Here is a 20,801-nt window from a genome sequence, read left to right as displayed (position 1 = left end):
CGGTTTTCCGCACTTTTGATTAAACTAGTTTTGTACATTTGTTTTGACCTGCAGATCAAGCGCTAACTAATTTTGTTGAAGCAAAGTAACAACGGTTCTGATGGGGTATTGATACGGAATTCCGGGATGCACTAATTCGACTTAGATTTTCCGAAAAAGCTTAAAAAATCCGCTGAAAAATCTTAAAAAATATAAAGCCTATGAGAAAAAATACTCTAGATGAAATTGAAAATGAGTATAAAGAAGCGATAAGAAATAAGTATAAAATTGAAAAAATAGAGGGAAAACATGCTCATTATTTAAATAATCCATCACAAGCACTTTTGAGAGATTTATGTTGGGAAATTTTTAATTCCACCCCTAAAGCACATGATCTTGTCGTATATCGTAATTTTTTTAAATCCGACTTTATTCCAAATGAAGAAGACACTTCAATACAATACACCGATAAGTTTAGAAAAGTTGGTGCTTTTTTAAAAGGAGGAAAAGAGCCGGCAAAAATTACTACTGTAGAATTAGCTGCAATTTTGGTAGATTTTGAATTCAGACCTTTTCAAAAATTTATTAAAGAAGGTATAAATGGAAGAGATAATGATAATCGTGAAGGGAAAATTATTTCTGGAGAAGTAATAGAAGAAACAAAAAAGGAAGATTCAACAGAAAAAAAGCAAAAGAATGAGTCAAGTGAAACCTTTAAAAATAAACCAAAACCATCGAAAATAAATGAACTAGTAAATTTCATAAAGTCAGTTTTAGAAAAAATTTACATATCAAAACGAACAGTAATAGCTACACTCTTTATTTTCTCTTTAATAGCAACTGTAATTTATTTCGCTTTTTTCAAGAATCATTGCATGCAGTGGTCAGAAGATCATTATGAAGTTGTAGATTGTTCTTCGAGAGATAATGGGAATCCAAATGTTATACTTCCGCTCGATGAGAGTCTTTTAGATTTCAAAAAGCTTAAGGCCTGTGATACTACACCCTGCTTTATGAAAAATGGTGAAGCTTTTGTCTGGTATGGGAAAATAGGAGACAGCGTAGATTTTTTTAATGATAATGGAAACGGAAGACATCCTGAAACTAATGCTGCTTTACGACCTGTTACTCATTATATGTTTAATAAATATTTAAAAGGTAAACCATGTAAGTAAAATGCGATTTATGTAATAAATTCTGTAAATCATGAAAATTTGTGTAAGATTATCCTTTTAATTTAGCATTATTAAATTAAATCATTAAAAAACAAATCAACATGAAAAGTAAAAACATATTATTCGTATTAGCCTTAAGCTTGGGAATGTTTGCTACGTCTTGCAGCAACGATGATAATGAAGGAGAAACAATTGTACCAATTCAGGGGAAATATAACCTAAGTAAAACTGGAACAATTGTTAATGGACAAGAAGTATTAGTAGATGCTGCTGAAAATCAAGAAGGATGTACTGCTAATAGAGATTATCTAGAACTAAAATTAAGTAATTCAGCAGTTATAGGTGACTACAGCGGTTCAAATTGTGCTTTAGTTGAAACAACAGGAACTTACGTAAGATCTCACAATGATTTGACTATCACTATTGGTAACGCAAGTTCAACAAGCGATATCATAAATCTTACTAACAAAGAGTTGAAATTAAAAGACAAAACTACTGGTATTATTACAGTTTATACTAGATAATAAGTAGAAGAAATTCCTAATTCAAACGAATCAGGAACAAAAACGGAAATGACTTAGTAAAGTTATTTCCTTTTTTTGTTTTATTTAGAAAGTTATTGGAGCGGAATATAAATATCAAACGTGGCACCTTTGTCCTGCTCGCCTTTTGCAGTAATGATTCCATTATGGTTTTCAACGATTTTTTTGACGATTGCAAGGCCAATACCGGTTCCGTTATAATGATCTCTTCCGTGTAAACGCTGGAAAACATCAAATATTTTTTTACTGTATTGCGATTCAAAACCAATTCCATTATCTGAAATCGTAATATGGCAGTAGGTTATTTCTTTTGATAAAGAGCTTTCTTTAAGATCAGAACCTTTTACGATTTCACTTTTTATTTTTATTTCAGCCGGAATATCAGGTTTTGAAAACTTGAGCGAATTGCTCACTAAGTTGTATAATAATTGCCTGAACTGAAACGGAATAATACTTACTTCGCCAATATCATTGCTTTCGATAATGGCATTTTTTTGTTCCAATTCTTCTTTCAGATCTTCTTTTACTTCATCAATAATTTTAGAAAGATTTGTTTTTTCAAATTTCCTCTCCTGAATATTAGTTCTCGAATAAGACAATAAATCATTAATTAATGTCTGCATGCGCTGTGCTGCATTTTGCATTCTTTTGAATTTATCTTTTCCCGAATCTGATAAATTTTCGAATTCCTTATCAATAATCTGCGATGCAAAAGTTTGGATTTTTCTAAGCGGTTCCTGCAAATCATGGCTTGAAATATAGGCAAAAGACTGAAGTTCTTTGTTCATATATTCCAATTCGGCATTTTTATGTTCGAGTTCCAGTGCATTGAGTTTGATTTTATCATCGGCTCGTTTTTTCTCGGTCAGATCATGGGTCACTTTCGAAAAACCAATAACCTCGTTATCTTTATTATGAACAGCCGTAATTACAACACTTGCCCAAAACAAACTTCCGTCTTTTCGCACACGCCAGCCTTGCTGTACCGCGCGTCCTTTTTCTCTTGCAACCTGAAGCAGTTTATTTGGAAGATCATTTTCCTTATCTTCCGGAGTATAAAAAATGCCAAAATGTTTTCCGGTTATTTCTTCAGCTTTATAGCCTTTTATTTTTTGAGCGCCTACATTCCAGTTTTCGACAATTCCATTTCGGTTTAAATATAAAATAGCATAATCCTGAACTTCTTCAACCATTAAATGATAACGTTCTTCACTTTTTTTAAGTGATTCGTACATCTGGCTCAATTCTCTGGTTCTTGCGGTTACCTGTTGTTCTAACTCTTGCGTAAAAGCTTTTTCTGTATGAATATCAGTAAAAGCGCCTACCCATTTAAAAATTTTATTATCTGCGTCTAAAACCGGTTCGCCAATTACGGCGTGCCATCTGTAGCTTCCGTCTTTTCTTAAAACCCTGACATCAGCTCTGAAAACTTCTCCCGTATGCAGACTGTGACTCCATATTTTTATATTTTCTTTATAATCATCAGGATGAATCATGGATTTCCAATCAGCATCTCCGGTAGGTTTTATTCCGGTATATTCTGCCCATTTTCCCGAAGCAAACAAACCATTCCCTTTCTCATCGGTTTCCCAGATTAACTGCGGAATACTTTCTGTCAGGGAACGAAAACGTTTCTCACTTTCTTCAATTTTTTTTCTGGCTTCGACCTTTTCTGTAACATCAATAATTGTAGCCCTAATGCCGGAAATACTATTATCTGCTTCGAATATTGGAGCATATTCAAAATCAATATAAAGCTGATGTTCTCTTTCATCACCATTAATAAATAGTGGTGATTCAATTTCAGAATGCACTTTTCCGGTTTTATAAACTTCTTTTAAAAGTTTGCCGTATTTCTGAGTAAGAAGTTCCGGAAAAATTTCAAATAGTTTTTTTCCCTGGATATCGGCTTCTTTTTTCTCCCAAATATTTTTTAGTAAAGCTAAATTGGCAATTTCAACTACCATTTCGCTTCCTTTTAAAATTGCTTTTGGAACAGGAGACTGCATGATAAGATTTCGAAATCTTTGTTCGCTTTGTTCTAATTCCTGCTGATGTTTTTTCTCTGGAGTAATATCCCTTACAGTTCCAATTAATTTGTCCGGTACATTATTTTCATCATAAAAAACCTGTCCTTTTCCTTCTATCCAGTGAATGCTTTTATCCAGCCAGATTGTTCTGGCTTCATAATGAAGGGTTCCTGATCGAAGCGCTTCCTTAAAAGCTTTATTCCGAATATGAAGGTCATCGGGATGTAAATGTTTTAACAGCTGTTCGTGGGTTAAAGCAATATTTTCTGAATAACCGCCTACAATTTCAAGATATCTTTGCGAATAACTAGGTACTCTGGTTTTTGCATTCAGCTCCCAGGTTCCTAATTCACTGGCCTCTACAATAATGTTGAGGCGATCTTCATTTTGTTCGATTTTTTTTCGGGCTTCTACTTTTTCGCTTACTTCTGTTACTGTAACTATGATTCCGGTAATTTCTCCATCTTCTTCTCTTAAAGGATGATAGAGAAAATCAAAATACCAAATTCCATTTTTTCCATGTCTGTTTAAAGGAATCGGAACTTCATTTCCATGATACGGAATACCGGTTGTAAGGACATTTTTTAATAAAGAATCTACTGTTTCTCTCACTTCGGGAAGAGAATCAAACAGAGGTCTGCCAACAAAACTTCTTTCTTCTCGGGCAACAAGTTTAAGATAAGCCTCATTTGCCGATTCGACAATATAATCCGGGCCACGTAAAATAGTTATTCCAAGCGGAGCCTGTTTTACAGTATCACGGAAACGTTTGTCTGCAATTTCTATTTTTTTAGAGGTAAGATGTAAATCGGTAACTTCAGCACCCGTATTCATGACTGCATAAACATTTCCGTTTGTATCAAATAAAGGGGTAAAACTATAATTGAAATAAAAAGTTTCGAGCTTATCGTTTATGGTTATATCGATTTGGGCATTTTTATTATGAAATGATTTACCGGTTCTTAAAACGGTTTGTACCTGATCAAAAATTAATTGATTATCAAGTTCAGGTAAAATTTCCCTGTATGATTTTCCAATTACATCCGGACCTTTTCCCCAGACTTTTATAATAGAATCATTTGCGAGTTCAATACGCATTTCTTCTCCCACATAAACGGCAATAGGAAAAGGAGCATTCTCAACCAATTGCCTGATTTTTTGTTCACTTTCCTGAAGTTCAGCTCTTGCCTTAACCTGATCTGTAACCTCGATTGCCATTGCGACAACGCCGGAAATACTTCCATTGCATTCGGTTAAAGCTTCGTAAATAAAATTGACATACGTATTTTCTGTTTTTCCATTCCGCGAAAGTTGTACTAAACGTTCATTGGCAATAAATTTTTTACCCGTTTTATAAACGTTTTCAATCAGTTCTTCTAATCCCTGATCTTTAATTTCCGGCAGAATATCAAAAATAGATTTGTTGATTATTTTTTCAGCAGTTGTTCCCCAAAGATGCACCATTTTTTCATTTACAATCTCGACAACATGATCTTTTCCTCTAAAGATGCACATTGCCATTGGTGCCTGCATAATATTGTTTTTAAAACGCTCATTGTTTTCCTTTAAAATATCAGCAGATTTTTTCTTTGCTGTAGTTTCAATAACGGTTACTAAAACGCCTCCAATTTCTCCATTTTCTATTTTTATGGGAGAATAAGAAAAATCAAAATAGCAGGTTTCTACAATGCCGTTTTTATTTATCGGAATAACAAAATCAGGAAAAGAAAGTGATTTTCCCTGCATTACGTCTTCAAACATCGGCCTGGTAATATTCCATATTTCAGAAAATGTCTCTTCCGGAGAATTTCCTAAAGCCTCGTGATGTTTATCCTGACCAATTATTTTTAGAAACGCGTCATTGTATAACTGCGTAAAACTTTTTCCCCATGCAATGTACATCCCAAAAGGGTTATTAAGCATTACAGAAGTTATGGTACGCAGACTTTGAGGCCAGTTTTCAGGATCACCTATGGGAGTTTTGCTCCAGTCCTTGGAGCGGATTAATTCTCCCATTTCTCCGCCATCAGCTAGAAAATAATGTTCCTTATATACATGACTCATTAAAAAATAATTTAGGGTTGAATTATAAAATGTGCTCTGTCGGGTTGTTTAAACTTGTTATCAGAAGCCGTAATGAGGGCATTGTTGATTACAGTTTTCAGCTTAGAAAAATCTCCGGGTTTTCTAATATAAAATGTAGCACCCATTTCATACGTTACATCGACAATTTTGGTGTCGAGTGAAGTAGAAAAAATAATAACTGGAAAATCTTTCAGCCTTTCAGTCTGCCTGATTTCTGTCAGACATTCAGAGCCATTTTTTCTTGGCATATTTAAGTCAAGGAAAAGTACATCAGGAAGATTCTTTTCTAAATTATCAGCTAAATAATTCATTAACTGAACTCCGTCATTTACAGTCACTAGAGTTGTTGCAAGCGATAATTCATCTAAAGCCTCTTCAAAAAAAGAGCAGTCGTCGTCGTCGTCGTCAGCAAGTAAAATGTTGTAAATCTGTGTGTTCATGAAATCTATAATGTTTTTAATATTTACTTTTCAATTAAATAAAAAACGAAAAATAATTGTTTTCTGCTAAGATAAAATTAATTCCGCAGTATAATTATTTATTACATCTATAAAATTAATTTATTTAAATGGAAATTTCCAGATATTAATACTGAATAATTCTGTCAGAAGCCTTTTTGTAAGTAAAAATTTTCATTTTTTTTCATCGTTTTTAAAAATTGTAAAATCATACAATTTTTTGGACGATACATCGTTTTTATAATTTAGTTACGTCTTTCCTAAGTTACAAAAAATCCCTTATTTTACTACTGTTCACACATACAAAATTGTATAAACATTCTACAAAGTGTAAAAATTTTATACACATTGTTTCTGCATACTAATTCGTAAACTGCTTAAATTCAGTCTAAACCTTAAATGGCACAGCGCTTGCAAATTGGGAACATGTCACTTTTACTTTTTCTCAATTATCCTGAAAAATTAAAAACGACCATTTGATAAAAGCCATTTTAGAGAATTAAATACAAACAAACAGGACATGGAAAGCGAAACAATTATCTCAAAACAATTTTATACAGGAGGCACTATCAACAGCGATGTAATCAATCCTTCTATATTTACAATAAACAACGACTCAGCCAAAAAACATATTGAAAGACCAAAAAGCCTGTTCGGGTTTATGGTACTTGCAGCAACATTTTTATTATTAATTGCAGGATCTCTTTCAGTACTTCAATTACAGCCCGATTTTGATCAGCTTCATTTGGAGCGATTAAATTCAACCGGAGGAATTATTTTTCTTGCTGTTACAATTGCATTATTCCTTTTTAAAGGCGGAATGTTTTTATACAATTTGGTACTTTACTTTAAATACAAGCCAATCGAATCTGTTTCAGATGAATTACTGCCGGTTTGTACCGTAATTGTTCCGGCTTACAACGAAGGAAAATTAGTGTATGAAACTTTAATGAGTCTTGCAGAAAGCGATTTCCCAGCGCATAAATTAGAACTTCTTGCAATAGATGATGGAAGTAAAGATGATACATGGTACTGGATTCAGCAGGCGAAATTAAAACTAGGAGATCGTGTATCTATTTTTCAACAGCCGCAGAACAAAGGAAAACGTCATGCATTATACCGTGGATTTAACTTGGGAAAAGGCGAAATTTTTGTAACGGTAGACAGTGATTCAATCGTTAAAAAAGATACTTTAAGAAATTTGGTAAGTCCGTTTGTAGTTAATGAAAAATGCGGCGCGGTTGCCGGAAATGTTCAGGTTTTGAATAATAAAAAAGCCATTTTGCCAAAAATGCTAAACGTAAGTTTTGTCATGAGTTTTGAATTCATGCGTTCTGCAGAAAGTTCATTGGGTTCAGTACTTTGTACACCAGGAGCTTTAGCAGCATACAGAAGAACAGCCGTTTTTGCCTGCCTTCCGGAATGGATCGACCAGACATTTATGGGACAGCCTTCAGACATTGGTGAAGATCGTGCAATGACCAATATGATTTTAAAACAAGGGCACCACGTATTGTTTCAGCGTAATGCTTATGTATTAACAAATGTTCCTGAAGACTACAAAGGCCTATATAAAATGTTCATTAGATGGGGTAGAAGCAATGTTCGTGAAAATATTATGATGGCTAAATATGTTTGGAAAGATTTTAGAAAAGAATCTAAAGTTGGAGCAAGACTTTTATTTACAGAACAGTCATTGAGAATCATCATGACTTATCCGTTTTTTATTTTCATGTTTTATTTTATTGCTACGCACCCATTATTATTTCTTAGTTCAGCACTTTTAGGAATATTGACTGTATCAAGCTTTTCAGTTTTATTTTATGCAAAAAGATATTCTTTAGGAGAAGCATTCTGGGCTTATTCTTATAGTGTTTTCTATACTTTTTCATTGTTTTGGATTGCACCATATTCGATTATTACAGCACATAAAAAAGGATGGCTTACACGAGGTTTATAAATTCCACAGACTACTATTATATTTAATCCGAAAAACTCCTGTTACCACTAAACAGGAGTTTTTTTATTATTTTGCTTTCGCCAAAGAAAAACAGAAACAGTATTTACAAAAGCTAAGATCCATAAAACCGGACTCGAAAAAAAGCTTGCATAACTTCCTCCGTTTGGAATTTCTACAAAAGGAACCGTTATAATAACATCAAGAAACAGGGCCGTAATCGACATTATAATGCCAAGCTGAAGTCCGCTCATTTTGTAATTTTTCATATAATAAAACGCTGCACCTCCAATAGCAAAAAATACAATCCAAATTGTTACCATAAAAGAATGCCAGAAAAAGGCATCTTTTACAAATAAAATTTGTTCTAACAGATAAAAAGACGCACTAACCCCAATCCAAACCAAAATCCCTGAAAATATTGCTCTGATATATTTCATCTTCTAACTTTTAGGATTCCAGATTCCGCTTTTGGCTGTTTCTTCTGCGTAAGCGCTAAAATCTTTTGCTTTTCTGCCCAGGATTTTTTCAATGTCAGACGTTACATTGGAGTTTCTTCCGTCTAAAACCTGTTCAAAAAGATAATTAACCAGCCAGATATGATCTTCAGGAACCTGATATTCTTTTAGCATTTGTACATATTCTTCCAGACTCAAACCCTGAAAAGTAATGTTTCTCCCGCTTGCATTGGCGATTTCGTTTACAGCATCTTCAAAAGTTAATAATCTTGGTCCGGTCAGCTCATATGTTTTTCCGTTATGATTTTGACTCAAAAGCACTTCAGTTACAACATCGGCAATATCATCAGCATCTGTAAAAGGTTCCAGTGCTTCGGCTCTTGGCAAAGCGACAACGCCATAAAGAACCGGATCTAAAAAGAAGCTTTCGCTAAAGTTTTGATTGAACCAGCCTGCACGGACAATCGTCCAGTTTTTGGCATTTTTCTTTACCATTTCTTCACAGATTTGTGCTTCTTTTTCGCCTCTTCCCGAAAGTAAAACGATTTTCTGTACACCGGATTTTGAAGCAAGCTGTGTAAAATTATCTATTACATCTGCAGCAAAAGGAACAGCCAGATCCGGTTGAAAAGTAATATAAACGCTGTCAATGTCTTTTAGGACATTTTCCCATGTTTCAGGTTTTTCCCAGTCAAACGCAATTTCTTCATTTCGAGAACCTAAACGAATTTCAACCTCAGGATTGTTTTTTAATCTTGCTGCCACTCTGCGTCCTGTTTTTCCGTTGGAACCCAGAACTAAAATTTTCTTTTTCATATCAATATCTTTTTAAATGATTACTGATACAAAGTTGCCCGGATTAAATTCAAATCATTTGTCGCAGAAGAATTATGATTTGTTTGAAAAGAACTGCTGTTTTACTTCATTGGGACGCATTCCGAATTTTTTATGAAAAGCATTAGAAAACGAACTCAGACTTTCATAACCCACTTCCCAAGCCGATTCCTGAACTGTTTTTTCGCTTTCGCGGAGTAATTCATACGCTTTATTCAAGCGTTCTTCCTGAACATATTTAAAAACCGGAATTCCAAAAAGTTCCTTGAAATTCTTTTTTAATTTGTTGCTGTTCAGTCCCACCATTTGAGATAATTGGGTAATAGAAGGCGGTGTTGAATAATGTGTTGTTACAATTTCTTTAGCCTGAAAAAGCTTATTCTTATCAATTTCAGATAAATCTGTTTTTTTATCAGAAGCTAAAAGCGCATAAAAATGTGCCAGAAGTTCATTAATCTGACTTTTTAAAAATAGAAATCGGGTATTTCCGGTATACGAAGTATTGAAAATTTTTTGAACTGCCAGCTGCATTTCGAGTGTCATATAAAAAGACGGGCCTTTTACAAAATGTTCTTTTGGGTTTAATAACTGCGGCAGATAATTTTGGAAAATCTCTTTTTCTGCCTGCGGGAGTGAATCCAGGTTTTTGAGTTTTGTAAAAATACTAATCGACTGCAAAGGTTTATCAGGCTCGATTTTATGTGAGAATTCAACTTTTTGATTTCCAAAAAAGCAAATCGCCAAGCCTGTAGTATTCATTAAATATTTAGTCTGGTTGTTATGCTTTATTTCCAGCTCAACATTGCCAGAACCATAAAATGCAAAACCTACGGCATCTCCGTCAATTTCACATTTCTGTACTATAGTTTTTGTCGTATTAGACTGTTCTACCAAAACAATACAATCATGTAATTCTATAATATCTGTTGTCATAATGAAAGCTCAGGTTAGAATAAAAAGCCCGAAAAGTTACTATTAATTTTTTAAACGGATATTTTAAAAGACATGATTTTCCAATTTTTGCCAGTAAAGTTTAATTTAAAATGCCTTGGTTTTGCTTGATTTTTAATGTATTATAAAAATAAATTAAAAAAAGCTTGCAAATTTAGACCGATCGGTCTAAATTTGTAGTGTAAAAGAAAAGATCATGAGTAAAGCAGAGCGTACAAAACAGTTTATCATTGAAAAATCGGCTCCGATAATCAATAAAAAAGGAATGGCCGGAACTTCACTTACTGATATCATGGAAGCCACAAAACTGGCCAAAGGCGGTATTTACGGAAATTTTGAAAACAAAGAAGAAATCTGTAAAGAATCTTTTTTGTATTTAAGATCACAATTGGCAGAAAAACTAAACAATGCGGTATCTCAGGGAAAAACGGCAAAAGAAAAGCTTTTTAAATTACTGGCCGTTTACAACAATCGCGATAATATGACCGACGGCTGTCCTATTTTAAATTTTGGCGTAGAAGCAGATGATACAAATCTATTTATAAAAGAGCAGGTAAAAAAAGCGATTTTGTCTGCTCAGAAAAGATTTTTTGATATCATTGAATTGGGAATCGCCAATAAAGAACTCTCTCCTGAAATTAACCCGGAACAGTTTAGCATTAAGATATTTGCAATGATTGAGGGCGCTGTTTTATACAGAAAAGTTTTTGATAATAATGATCAGATGAACGTGGTTCTGGAAAGCATTAAAACCGAATTCGAAAGATATGTTTTGTAACATATTTTTTTTAAAATATTTTAGACCATTCGGTCTATTTTATACTAATTAACTTAAAAATGAAAATGAGAAATTTAAAAGAGAATCACAAAGGATTCAGCACTATATTGGCTTTGGCTCTAATTCCCTTATCCGGTTTTGCGACAGATATTTATCTGCCTTCGCTTCCCGCAATGGCAAAAGATTTAAATGTATCGGCGTCGGCTGTTCAGCTTACATTAGTTTTTTTTATGTTTAGTCTCGGCATAAGCCAGATTTTTATAGGCAGTATATTAGATAGTTTTGGGCGTTTTAAAATTAGTATAACATCTCTTGCGGTATTTTCAATAACCAGTTTTATAATTGCACTGGTTCCGGATATTTATGTCATATATGCAATGCGAATTATTCAGGGAATTGCCATTGCCTTTATCGTAATTGCAAAACGTGCTTATTTTGTTGATTTATTTACCGGCGAAAAATTAAAAAGCTACATTAGTTTGTTTTCGATCATCTGGGCCAGCGCCCCTATTATGGCGCCATTTTTAGGCGGTTATCTGGAACATAGTTTTGGATGGAAATCTAATTTTTATTTTCTCGGCGGATTATCGCTGCTTATTTTACTTTTAGAACTTCGCTATAGCGGGGAAAGCATTAAAGAACTGCATCCCTTTAAATTTAAATCGATTACTAGTACGTATTCCAATATGCTGAAATCAGCCGATTTTACTTTAGGATTTGTGATTTTAGGTATTACTTTCGGAATCGTTATTATGTTCAATTTAACAAGCCCGTTTATAATTGAACGTATTTTTGGATATTCGGCTATAACAACGGGTTACAGTGCTTTATTATCCGGACTCTCTGTTATGATTGGCGGAATTACTGCAAAATCTATTATCAAAAAACCTTTGGCTAAAAAAGTTGGAATTGCGATAACAATTCAGCTGGTTTTGGTTTTGTTAATGATTTTTACATCATTTCTGGAAAGTAATATTTACACATTAGTAGTATTTACAATGGGTTTGAATATCTGCGGAGGTTTTATTTACAATATTATTCTGGGGTATTGTTTAAGCCGATTTTCAAAAAATGCGGGAGTTGCCAGCGGATTAACCGGTGGCGGAGCTTATATGGTGAGCGCTCTTTTCAGCTATAGTTTTGTGAATATATACGCAGTTAAAAGTCAGTTTTTATTAGGATTGGCAAATATTTCTTTGATTTTTATTGTTGGAATTGTGTTTATTATTTTTAATAAATACAGAATTAAAAATGGGATTTCTAATTAATTATACAAATCCAAATCTGTACAAAGATTAGTTCCACACCAATAAATCGTAGAGACGCACCGAAGTGCGTCTACTCAACGTATATCCACATTTTTTGATAATCTGTGTTGATACACTAGCGTAGACGCACTGCAGTGCGTCTCTACGATTTACGTATTTAAAATTTGTTTGTATATAAATTATTTGGTGGAAATTGTGTAAATAGATTTGCATAAAATTGCGACTGCTTTTTCCATTTCTTCTTTTTCCAAATGTCCAAAACCTAATCTTGTTGCAGTTAAATCTTTGGTTTGGTACAAAATCGTTTTTGGAAGGAACAAATCATTTTTTGCACATTCCTTTTGCAGTGTAATCAAATTAAATTTATCGAGCCATTCAATCCAGACTGCGAGGCCACGAGCCGGGACTTTAAATTTAATTTTGCCTTTCAGTTTTTCATTCAGTAAGAAAACAAAATAATCGCGGCGTTCTTTGTAGATTTTTTTGTTTTTTTTAGAAAGACGATGCACTTCGCCTTCGTTAATCCATTCGGTTAAAACCTGTTCTTTCAAAACATCAATTCCAGGTTCCAGAATATTTTGATGTTTTTCCAATTCATTAATAAATTTCGGCGGTGCAGCAACAAAACCATAACTAAATCCGGAGGGAAGCGATCTTCCAAATGAACCAATATAAACTACTTTTTGATTCGAATCGAAAGCAGCTAATGGTAAAATGGGATTATTATCATAATGAAAATCAAAGTCATAATCATCTTCTAAAATCACAAAACCATATTGATTGGCAAGTTCAAGTAATTCTTTTCTTCTTTTGGCGCTTAACGAAATAGTGGTGGGATAATTATAATTTGAAGTCAGGTATAAAACCCTGATTTTCGTTTCTTCACAAATCTCTTTTAAACGATTCGTATCAATTCCGTCCTGATCGACGGGAATCGTAATTATCTGCGCTCCGGTATTGGTCAAAGTCATATTCGAAATATAATAGCCCGGAGAAGCCACAACTACTTTATCACCAGAAGAAATCAATACTTTAGTAACCAGGTACAAACTAATTTCATGACTGCTTGTTGTTAGTAAATTAGAAGTGGCAATGCGCAAACCGCGCGTTAGGTTCAAATAATTGGAAAAATGGGTTTTAAAATTCAAGTGAGACCGAATCTGAATTTGTTCGTATACTTTGGAGGTTTTTTGTCTTTTTAATTTTGAAACATACAATCTCGCCAGAATATCATTTTGAACTAATCTTAAATCCGGCATTCCGTCATTAAACTGAAACGGAAGATTGCTGGTTTCAGTAGGATTTTCGAGAATTGTAGAACGTTTGAATTCAAATCCAATATTATTTTGAGATGAATTTTGTTTCTCTGAAATTATAAAATCTTCACTAATTTTTTGTTTGTGCTGAGAAAGAATAAAAGTTCCTTTATTGGGCAGCGTTTCAATCCATCCCTGCGATTCTAAATCCTGAAAAGCTTTTATTAAAGTGTTCCTGTTTACTGCCAAAAGCCTGCATAAAATGCGGGTTCCGGGAAGTTTTGTTCCTTCCGGCAGAAATCCTGTCTGTATTGCTTTTATGAATTCAAAAACAATCTGCAGATAAATTGCCGTGTTTTCTCCGGGCTTAAGATGAATAAAGCTTTTAAAAGGAATTTGAACCGGACCACTCATAATTACAAAACTGGTATACTTGATTAGTACGGCAAGATACTACTTTTGCAAAAATTTTAAACCAAAATGAAAAAAATCTATTTTGCTGTTACAGCATTAATATGTACAAATTTTTATGCCCAGACAAAAAGGGATTCGATTATAGAAATTGATGAGGTAATAATTCATGAAAACCGTTTAAGCACACCAATTTCTAAGCAAAACAGAAATGTGTATGTTATCAATAATGAAACCATTAAAAAGTTACCGGGACGTACGCTTCAGGAAGTTTTGCAATATGCAAACGGTGTCGATATAAGACAAAGAGGACCTTTTGGAGGACAGGCTGATATAAGTGTAGACGGAGGAAGTTTTGAGCAGACTGTTGTTTTGTTAAATGGTGCGAAAATAATAGACTCTCAAACTGCTCATAATATGCTTAATCTGCCTCTTCCGGTAGAAGCAATTGAGAGAATTGAAGTTTTGCGTGGTCCGGCTGCAAGAATATTTGGAATCAACAGCTTAACGGGAGCGATTAATATTATTACTAAAAAGCCAGTAAAATCGGGTGTTTTATTGAGCACGTATGCCGGTTCTAATTTTGAAAAAGATTCTGAAAATACAGGAGATACATTTTACGCAGGCGGAGTTCAGGCGGGAGTTGTTTTAGGAAAAGAAAAACACCAGCATTCTATTTTTGCTTCGCACGATAAAAGTAATGGATATCGCTACAATACCGGATTTGAAAACAATAAAATCCTGTATCAGGGAAATGTACAAATCAATGATTCGAATGAAATTTTAGGCTCATTTGGGTACGTAAAGAACGGATTTGGCGCCAACGGATTTTATGCTGCGCCGGGCGATAAAAATTCTACAGAAGTAGTGCAGACGACTTTTGCTAATATTCAGTCGAAACACTCAATTACGGAAAATTGGAAAATTATGCCAAGAGTTACGTATAGATATAATTATGACGATTACAGGTATTTGGGAAATAACAATCTGAATGCAGGAAGAAGCCAGCATTACACAAACTCAATTGCGGCAGAACTGAATTCTTCGATCAAAACAGAAAAAGGAGAAATTGGTTTTGGTGCCGAATTCAGAAATGAAGATATTCATTCCTCAAACATTGGAAATCACGATCGTGAAAATGTAGGGATTTATGCAGAATACAGAACATATTTGTTTGAGAAACTAAACGTGAATTTAGGAACTTATCTTAATTATAATTCAGATTATAAATGGCAGATCTACCCGGGCATTGACGCAAGTTATGAATTGACAAATGAATTTAAGGTTATTGCTAATGTGGGGACTAGTCAAAGGATTCCTTCGTTTACAGATTTATACCTAAATCAGCGTCCGGGAAATATAGGAAATCCTGACTTAGCTGCTGAAAATGCTTTTCAAAGTGAGTTTGGATTTAAATTCAGCAGAAAATCGTTAAACTTAAATGCCAGTTATTTTTACAGAGAAATCAGCAATTATATCGACTGGACAAGAATGGTGACAACGGTGCCGTGGCAAAGTCAGAATTATGGAGATTTGCTTACAAATGGAATCAATATGCGCGGATCATATAGATTTGATTTTTCTGATAATTCAAAATTAAATTTCACTTTAGGATATTCTTATCTGGATTCTAAATTTAAGGATACCCGCGATGAGCCTTATTCTAAATATTTAATTTCCTCTTTAAAACATCAGGTAACCAATACGATAGATTTTCAGCATAAAGACTTTTCAATATTATTGGCTACTCGTTTTAATGAAAGAGTTACCGGAGCTTCCTATTGGATAAACGATATGAGAGTGAGCCAGTCTATTCATAAATTTACCATTTTTATTGATGCTCAAAACATTTTTAATACCACTTACTATGAAGTTGGAGCGTTTCCATTACCGGCAAGATGGTTTAGTCTGGGGGCAAAATTTGTTACTTTTTAAATTTTAAAGGTTAGTTATAAAAAGGGAAGGTGTTTACATCTTCCCTTTTTTTGTGGAATTAAAAATGAAATTTCTGGTTGGAAAAAAGTAAGAAAAAAAATAAAAATAGGTACGAATTGCGGATAATTAAATAAAATCAGATATATAAATTTGTGTCAGATCCACATGAAATAACATTTAGAACCTATATTAAACCAAAAACTTATGTCTGATTTTTTAAAACAATTTGGAGAAGATCTTAAAAAGAACGTACCTGGTTTTATCGCAGTTTCTGTAGCAGAAATTAAAAGCGGAATGTCTTATTATTCGCATTCTGTTTCTAATGATTTTGATCCGGAGCTGGCATCTGCCTACAATCTTGAAGTGGTTAAAGCAAAAATGAATGCTATAAAAGCTTTAAAATTGCAAGATCAGGTTATTGATAATATTATGATTACGCTTACGTCTCAAATTCATATTATTGACGTTTCTGATAATGGAGAATATTTTATTTATCTGGCAGTAGATTCGACCAAAGCAAATCTGGGTATGACAAAATCTATTCTGAATAAATACAAAAAAGAAATAGCCCACAAACTGTAATTGCATTTTTTATAATTTTAAAAGAGGATTTTCTACTTGATTATCCTCTTTTTTATTTTAAATAGTTTTTATCAAAGCCGATTTACTCTATATTTAATTCTTCAAAGAGAATTTTGCTAAATGGAATTACGGAAATATTTTGAAAAATATAACGACGAGGAAACCTGCATCGAGGAACTAAAAAACAAACGTTTGGAAAACGGTTTGGTTTGTAAAAAGTGCGGGCATAATATGCATTCTTTTAGAAGAATTGATTTAAAATTTCAATGCAAAAAGTGCAAAAACAGAATCAGCCTGAAATCCGGAACGGTTATGGAAAACTCCAATCTGCCTGTAAAATACTGGATGATCTGCATTGAATTAATGACACTTTCTAAAAGGAAATTTTCCATTTTACAATTGCAGTATCTTTTAGGACATAAACGCTATGAACCCATTTGGCTGATGGTTCAAAAAATTCGTTTGGTAATGCACGAACGGGATGAAAAATACACTTTGCGTGCCTATTCTGAATTTGATTCTGAGTTTCTGAGAGAAATTGAAAAACTTACTTATTCAAAAAAGAAATAAAACCCGCTAAACTGGTTTCGTAATTAATTTAATAAAGATTGCGTAATTAAAACCAATTTTAATTTAGTCTTTAATTTATATAATTTGCGACAGTCGCATTTGATTTCTTTTTTGTCTTTCAGGTTTTGTAATTGGCTCTGCTTGTGATGACCTGATTGTAAAAATGGGACTTCACAATTTTTTCATTTCGGGAACCATCAGGCTTCACCAATTAGTTATTGCCGGATCGAATTAATCGTAAAGAAAATACTTAATATAATACTGTAAAATTTGGTATATTAGCATTAACAAAGCAAAAACAATTACTCCTTTTACAAATTAAAAAGCAGCGATGGAACTAACAGAAAATAATGATTTTTTTCAAACCGTTTTTAATTCTGCTGCAAATGGAATCGCAGTGTTACAGTGTTTGTATAATGAAACAGGCGAAATAGAAGATTTTTCAATGCTGCTTTTTAATTCTTACACAAAAAACTGGATTGGCGATTTAGAATATAAAAACAAACGGTTCAGCGCTGTTTTTCCCACCGTAAAAGAAAATGGCATTCTCGAAAAATTTATAGAAGCGGCGAAAACCGGAGTAACAGCTAATTTTGAGTGCTGGTACGATGGAGAAGGCATAAAGCTCTGGTTTCGGTTTACTGTTGTAAAACAGGATGACTTAATCATTGTTACTACAGAAGATATTACCGAAAGAAAAAAAACAGAGATTACACTCAACAATGCATTGATCGCTGCAGAGAGAGAAAGGCGACTTTACGATTCTATTGCCAATACGACACCGGATTTGGTCTATGTATTTGATTTATCTTATAATTTTACTTATGCCAATAAAGCCCTGCTTAATATGTGGGGGAAATCGGCAGAGGATGCAATTGGAAAAGGTTTAAGAGAAAATGGTTATGAAGAATGGCATGCGGTAATGCATGAAAAAGAAATCGACGAAGTGGTTGCTTCCAAAAAATCTATCAGAGGAACAGTATCTTTTCCGCACGCAGAATTAGGTAAAAGGGTTTACGATTATATATTTGCTCCGGTTTTAAATGAAAAAGGAGAAGTTGAAGCTATTGCAGGGACAACGAGAGATATTACAGAAATAAAACTGGCAGAGGAACAGCAGTATTTATCAAGAAAAATGATAGAAGAAAGTGAAGCCAGACTAAAATCGATGATAGATCAGACACCGTCTCCAACTTTGGTTTTAATGGGGGACAATTTGGTAATTGAGCAGATCAATAAGCACATGCTCGCCATGATTGGCCGTGGAGAAGAAATTATAGGAATGCCCCTCATAGATGTTTTACCCGAATTAAAAGGGCAATATGTATGGACTCAGGTTCAAAACGTCTATAATAAAGGAGTTCCTTTTGATCAAAGTGAAGTATTGGTCCAGCATAATCGTACCGGTGAAATGGTAGACTATTATTATAATTTGTCCTATCGCCCATTAGTTGAAAACGGACAAATAACCGGCATGATTCAGATAGCAGTAGATGTTACGGAGCAGGTAGTGGCAAGAAAAAAAATGGAAGAAAGTGAAAACCGTTTTCGTGCTTTAGTTAATGCTTCTTCTGATATGGTGTATAGTATGAATGCAGACTGGACAATCATGCATACTATGGAAGGCCGCGGATTTATTTCTAATGTAGAAGAGCCTATCCAAAATTGGTTTGATAAATACATTCATCCGGATGATAAGGAAAAAGTTCAGCATAATATTAAGGAATCAATAGCAAATAAAAGTATTTTTGAATTAGAACACCGGGTTTTAGGAGCTGATGGAACTTTACGATGGACTTTTTCAAGGGCAATTCCAATTTTAGACCATCAGAATAACATAATTGAATGGTTTGGTGCTGCTAGTGATATTACTTCGCAAAAAGAAGTAGAACAGATTATTAAAGAAAGCGAAGAAAAATTCAGGCTTCTTGCAGATTTGGTTCCTCAGATTATCTGGACAGGAAGGCCTGATGGTTTTGTTGATTATTATAACAAACGCTGGTATGAATATACCGGTTTTAAAGAAAATGAATTTGGAGATGACAGCTGGATTCCCATATTGCATCCGGACGACGTTTCGGTAGTAAAACAATTTTGGTATGAAAGTATTCAAAAAGGGACTGCATATCAAATTGAATTTCGATTACGGAATGGAAAAACAGGAGAATTTAGATGGTTTTTAAGTAAAGCGGTACCGGTAAAAGATGCGGCCGGAGAAATTATTAAATGGTTTGGAACCTGTACAGATATTCACGAACAAAAAACGATTACCGAAAAACTGGAAATTCTTGTCGAAAACAGAACCAAAGAATTAAAACGCTCTAATGAAGATTTGCAGCAGTTTGCGCATGTCGCTTCGCATGATTTAAAAGAACCTGTCCGAAAAATTAAAACCTTTACAAGCAGGCTCGAAGATCATTTTGCCGGCAGGTTAGAAGAACCTGCTGCGAGGTTTATTGAAAGAATACACGTTGCGACAGATCGGATGTACAATATGATTGATGGAGTTCTGGCATATTCTAAAATCAATGCCGACCTGCAAAAGCCAACTTTGGTAAATCTTGAAGAGGTTATAAAAAATATAGAAATTGATTTAGAAATCGCTTTACAAAAAACTGGTGGTAAAATTGATTACAAAGACCTTCCAACACTGGAAGGAGCATCTGTACTTCTTTATCAGCTTTTTTATAATCTGATTAATAATTCTATAAAATTTGCCAAAAATGGAGTACCGCCCAAAATAATTATATCTTCCAAAATAATAGCACAGGGCAATCAAAAATTTGCTCTCATTAAAATAGAAGATAATGGAATTGGTTTTGAACCAGCACAAGCAGAACGAATATTTGAAACTTTTACCCGTCTTAATTCCAAAGATAATTATGAAGGAACCGGTTTAGGATTATCGCTTTGTAAAAAAATAGCAGAGCGTCATGGAGGAAATATAATCGCAGAAAGCAATTCCGAAGGCGCTGCTTTTATTGTTACGCTTCCTTTGGAACAAAATGGAAACAATATTTAATGTTATGAAAAAGAAAATAATTTTATTAGCTGATGATGATATAGATGATACAGAAATGTTTTGTGAGGCTTTAGAAGAGATAGATGAAGATATTGTGTGTCATTGTGCAGCAAATGGTAAGGAAGTATTTGAAATATTAAATGGGATTACTGAAAAGCCGGAACTTATTTTTCTGGATCTCAATATGCCTATTATGAATGGGTGGGACTGTCTTACATTGTTAAAGAAAAATGCAGATTATCAGGACATTCCTGTAATTATGATTTCTACATCTTCGCATAAAAAAGATATGGAATCGGCATCTGGTTTAGGTTCTATGTGTTATTTTGTAAAACCAAATAATTTTAAAGATTTAAAAGAAGTATTACGGGTCATTACCTCCAATTTGGGAGGTGACTTAAAAGAAGCTTTAATCAATTTCCAGAAAAGCGGCTCCAAACATATTTTTACCTGCAGCTAAAATCAATAATCTAAATTCTGCGGTTTTCAATAAATAAAAAGTTTATACTT

The 20,801-nt window shown here is 33.8% G+C and carries 15 protein-coding genes and 1 pseudogene; 10 read left to right on the top strand and 6 right to left on the bottom strand.

Annotated features, from left to right (window positions below):
- Positions 1-200 precede the first annotated feature (200 nt).
- Together ASE21_RS02230 and ASE21_RS02225 are read left to right on the top strand one after the other, a co-directional pair.
- The gene (locus ASE21_RS02230) at positions 201-1,154 is read left to right on the top strand and encodes a hypothetical protein (protein WP_057120924.1); all 954 of its coding nucleotides are present in this window, start codon (positions 201-203) and stop codon (positions 1,152-1,154) included.
- A gap of 101 nt (positions 1,155-1,255) precedes the next feature.
- On the top strand, positions 1,256-1,678 hold the full coding sequence (locus ASE21_RS02225; protein WP_057120923.1) for a lipocalin family protein: 423 nt from the start codon (positions 1,256-1,258) through the stop codon (positions 1,676-1,678).
- A 92-nt stretch (positions 1,679-1,770) separates the two neighbouring features.
- On the opposite strand, the gene ASE21_RS02220 is transcribed toward ASE21_RS02225, so the two are convergent.
- Positions 1,771-5,790: a PAS domain S-box protein gene (locus ASE21_RS02220; protein WP_057120922.1), complete on the bottom strand. Its 4,020-nt coding sequence runs from the start codon at positions 5,788-5,790 to the stop codon at positions 1,771-1,773.
- Positions 5,791-5,801: 11 nt separating this feature from the next.
- Positions 5,802-6,251, bottom strand: a complete 450-nt coding sequence (locus ASE21_RS02215) for a response regulator (RefSeq protein ID WP_057120921.1) — start codon at positions 6,249-6,251, stop codon at positions 5,802-5,804.
- 538 nt (positions 6,252-6,789) lie between these two features.
- Here ASE21_RS02215 and ASE21_RS02210 point away from each other — a divergent pair.
- Entirely contained in the window at positions 6,790-8,229 is a 1,440-nt protein-coding gene (locus ASE21_RS02210) for a glycosyltransferase (RefSeq protein WP_057120920.1), read from the top strand.
- A gap of 47 nt (positions 8,230-8,276) precedes the next feature.
- On the opposite strand, the gene ASE21_RS02205 is transcribed toward ASE21_RS02210, so the two are convergent.
- From ASE21_RS02205 to ASE21_RS02195, 3 genes are all read right to left on the bottom strand, one after another.
- Complete coding sequence (locus ASE21_RS02205) at positions 8,277-8,666, bottom strand: DUF5367 family protein (RefSeq protein ID WP_057120919.1); 390 nt, start codon at positions 8,664-8,666, stop codon at positions 8,277-8,279.
- 3 nt (positions 8,667-8,669) lie between these two features.
- Positions 8,670-9,500, bottom strand: a complete 831-nt coding sequence (locus tag ASE21_RS02200; protein ID WP_057120918.1) for an NAD(P)H-binding protein — start codon at positions 9,498-9,500, stop codon at positions 8,670-8,672.
- A 72-nt stretch (positions 9,501-9,572) separates the two neighbouring features.
- The gene (locus ASE21_RS02195; RefSeq protein ID WP_057120917.1) at positions 9,573-10,451 is read right to left on the bottom strand and encodes a helix-turn-helix domain-containing protein; all 879 of its coding nucleotides are present in this window, start codon (positions 10,449-10,451) and stop codon (positions 9,573-9,575) included.
- A 214-nt stretch (positions 10,452-10,665) separates the two neighbouring features.
- Here ASE21_RS02195 and ASE21_RS02190 point away from each other — a divergent pair, with 214 nt between their 5' ends.
- Complete coding sequence (locus ASE21_RS02190; protein WP_057120916.1) at positions 10,666-11,247, top strand: TetR/AcrR family transcriptional regulator; 582 nt, start codon at positions 10,666-10,668, stop codon at positions 11,245-11,247.
- 65 nt (positions 11,248-11,312) lie between these two features.
- Complete coding sequence (locus ASE21_RS02185) at positions 11,313-12,515, top strand: MFS transporter (RefSeq protein WP_157848766.1); 1,203 nt, start codon at positions 11,313-11,315, stop codon at positions 12,513-12,515.
- 179 nt (positions 12,516-12,694) lie between these two features.
- Here the strand turns inward: ASE21_RS02185 and ASE21_RS02180 are convergent, their stop codons facing one another.
- Positions 12,695-14,185, bottom strand: a complete 1,491-nt coding sequence (locus ASE21_RS02180) for a PLP-dependent aminotransferase family protein (RefSeq protein ID WP_057120914.1) — start codon at positions 14,183-14,185, stop codon at positions 12,695-12,697.
- 66 nt (positions 14,186-14,251) lie between these two features.
- Between ASE21_RS02180 and ASE21_RS02175 the strand changes: the two genes are divergently transcribed.
- The 5 genes and pseudogenes from ASE21_RS02175 (at position 14,252) to ASE21_RS02155 (ending at position 20,751) form a co-directional block, all read left to right on the top strand.
- Positions 14,252-16,117 carry a TonB-dependent receptor plug domain-containing protein gene (locus ASE21_RS02175; protein WP_057120913.1) on the top strand — a complete coding sequence of 622 codons (1,866 nt, stop codon included), beginning with the start codon at positions 14,252-14,254 and terminating at the stop codon, positions 16,115-16,117.
- Positions 16,118-16,321: 204 nt separating this feature from the next.
- On the top strand, positions 16,322-16,699 hold the full coding sequence (locus ASE21_RS02170) for a hypothetical protein (protein ID WP_057120912.1): 378 nt from the start codon (positions 16,322-16,324) through the stop codon (positions 16,697-16,699).
- 120 nt (positions 16,700-16,819) lie between these two features.
- A pseudogene (locus ASE21_RS02165) lies at positions 16,820-17,266 on the top strand (transposase); the annotation flags it as partial.
- Positions 17,267-17,600: 334 nt separating this feature from the next.
- Positions 17,601-20,291 (top strand): PAS domain S-box protein, encoded by a 2,691-nt coding sequence (locus ASE21_RS02160; RefSeq protein WP_057120910.1) that lies wholly within the window; start codon positions 17,601-17,603, stop codon positions 20,289-20,291.
- A 4-nt stretch (positions 20,292-20,295) separates the two neighbouring features.
- A complete protein-coding gene (locus ASE21_RS02155) occupies positions 20,296-20,751 on the top strand; it encodes a response regulator (RefSeq protein ID WP_057121159.1) in 456 nt (151 codons plus the stop codon).
- Positions 20,752-20,801: the final 50 nt, after the last annotated feature.

The sequence above is a fragment of the Flavobacterium sp. Root901 genome, from assembly GCF_001429765.1.
GTDB lineage: Bacteria > Bacteroidota > Bacteroidia > Flavobacteriales > Flavobacteriaceae > Flavobacterium.
This window is presented reverse-complemented; position numbering and strand designations above follow the sequence as displayed.

Excerpts from the sequence above, each read along its gene's own strand:
- ASE21_RS02230 (WP_057120924.1), top strand. The coding sequence starts at position 201 with ATGAGAAAAAATACTCTAGATGAAATTGAAAATGAGTATAAAGAAGCG.
- ASE21_RS02225 (WP_057120923.1), top strand. The coding sequence starts at position 1,256 with ATGAAAAGTAAAAACATATTATTCGTATTAGCCTTAAGCTTGGGAATG.
- ASE21_RS02220 (WP_057120922.1), bottom strand. The coding sequence starts at position 5,790 with ATGAGTCATGTATATAAGGAACATTATTTTCTAGCTGATGGCGGAGAA.
- ASE21_RS02215 (WP_057120921.1), bottom strand. The coding sequence starts at position 6,251 with ATGAACACACAGATTTACAACATTTTACTTGCTGACGACGACGACGAC.
- ASE21_RS02210 (WP_057120920.1), top strand. The coding sequence starts at position 6,790 with ATGGAAAGCGAAACAATTATCTCAAAACAATTTTATACAGGAGGCACT.
- ASE21_RS02205 (WP_057120919.1), bottom strand. The coding sequence starts at position 8,666 with ATGAAATATATCAGAGCAATATTTTCAGGGATTTTGGTTTGGATTGGG.
- ASE21_RS02200 (WP_057120918.1), bottom strand. The coding sequence starts at position 9,500 with ATGAAAAAGAAAATTTTAGTTCTGGGTTCCAACGGAAAAACAGGACGC.
- ASE21_RS02195 (WP_057120917.1), bottom strand. The coding sequence starts at position 10,451 with ATGACAACAGATATTATAGAATTACATGATTGTATTGTTTTGGTAGAA.
- ASE21_RS02190 (WP_057120916.1), top strand. The coding sequence starts at position 10,666 with ATGAGTAAAGCAGAGCGTACAAAACAGTTTATCATTGAAAAATCGGCT.
- ASE21_RS02185 (WP_157848766.1), top strand. The coding sequence starts at position 11,313 with ATGAGAAATTTAAAAGAGAATCACAAAGGATTCAGCACTATATTGGCT.
- ASE21_RS02180 (WP_057120914.1), bottom strand. The coding sequence starts at position 14,185 with ATGAGTGGTCCGGTTCAAATTCCTTTTAAAAGCTTTATTCATCTTAAG.
- ASE21_RS02175 (WP_057120913.1), top strand. The coding sequence starts at position 14,252 with ATGAAAAAAATCTATTTTGCTGTTACAGCATTAATATGTACAAATTTT.
- ASE21_RS02170 (WP_057120912.1), top strand. The coding sequence starts at position 16,322 with ATGTCTGATTTTTTAAAACAATTTGGAGAAGATCTTAAAAAGAACGTA.
- ASE21_RS02160 (WP_057120910.1), top strand. The coding sequence starts at position 17,601 with ATGGAACTAACAGAAAATAATGATTTTTTTCAAACCGTTTTTAATTCT.
- ASE21_RS02155 (WP_057121159.1), top strand. The coding sequence starts at position 20,296 with ATGAAAAAGAAAATAATTTTATTAGCTGATGATGATATAGATGATACA.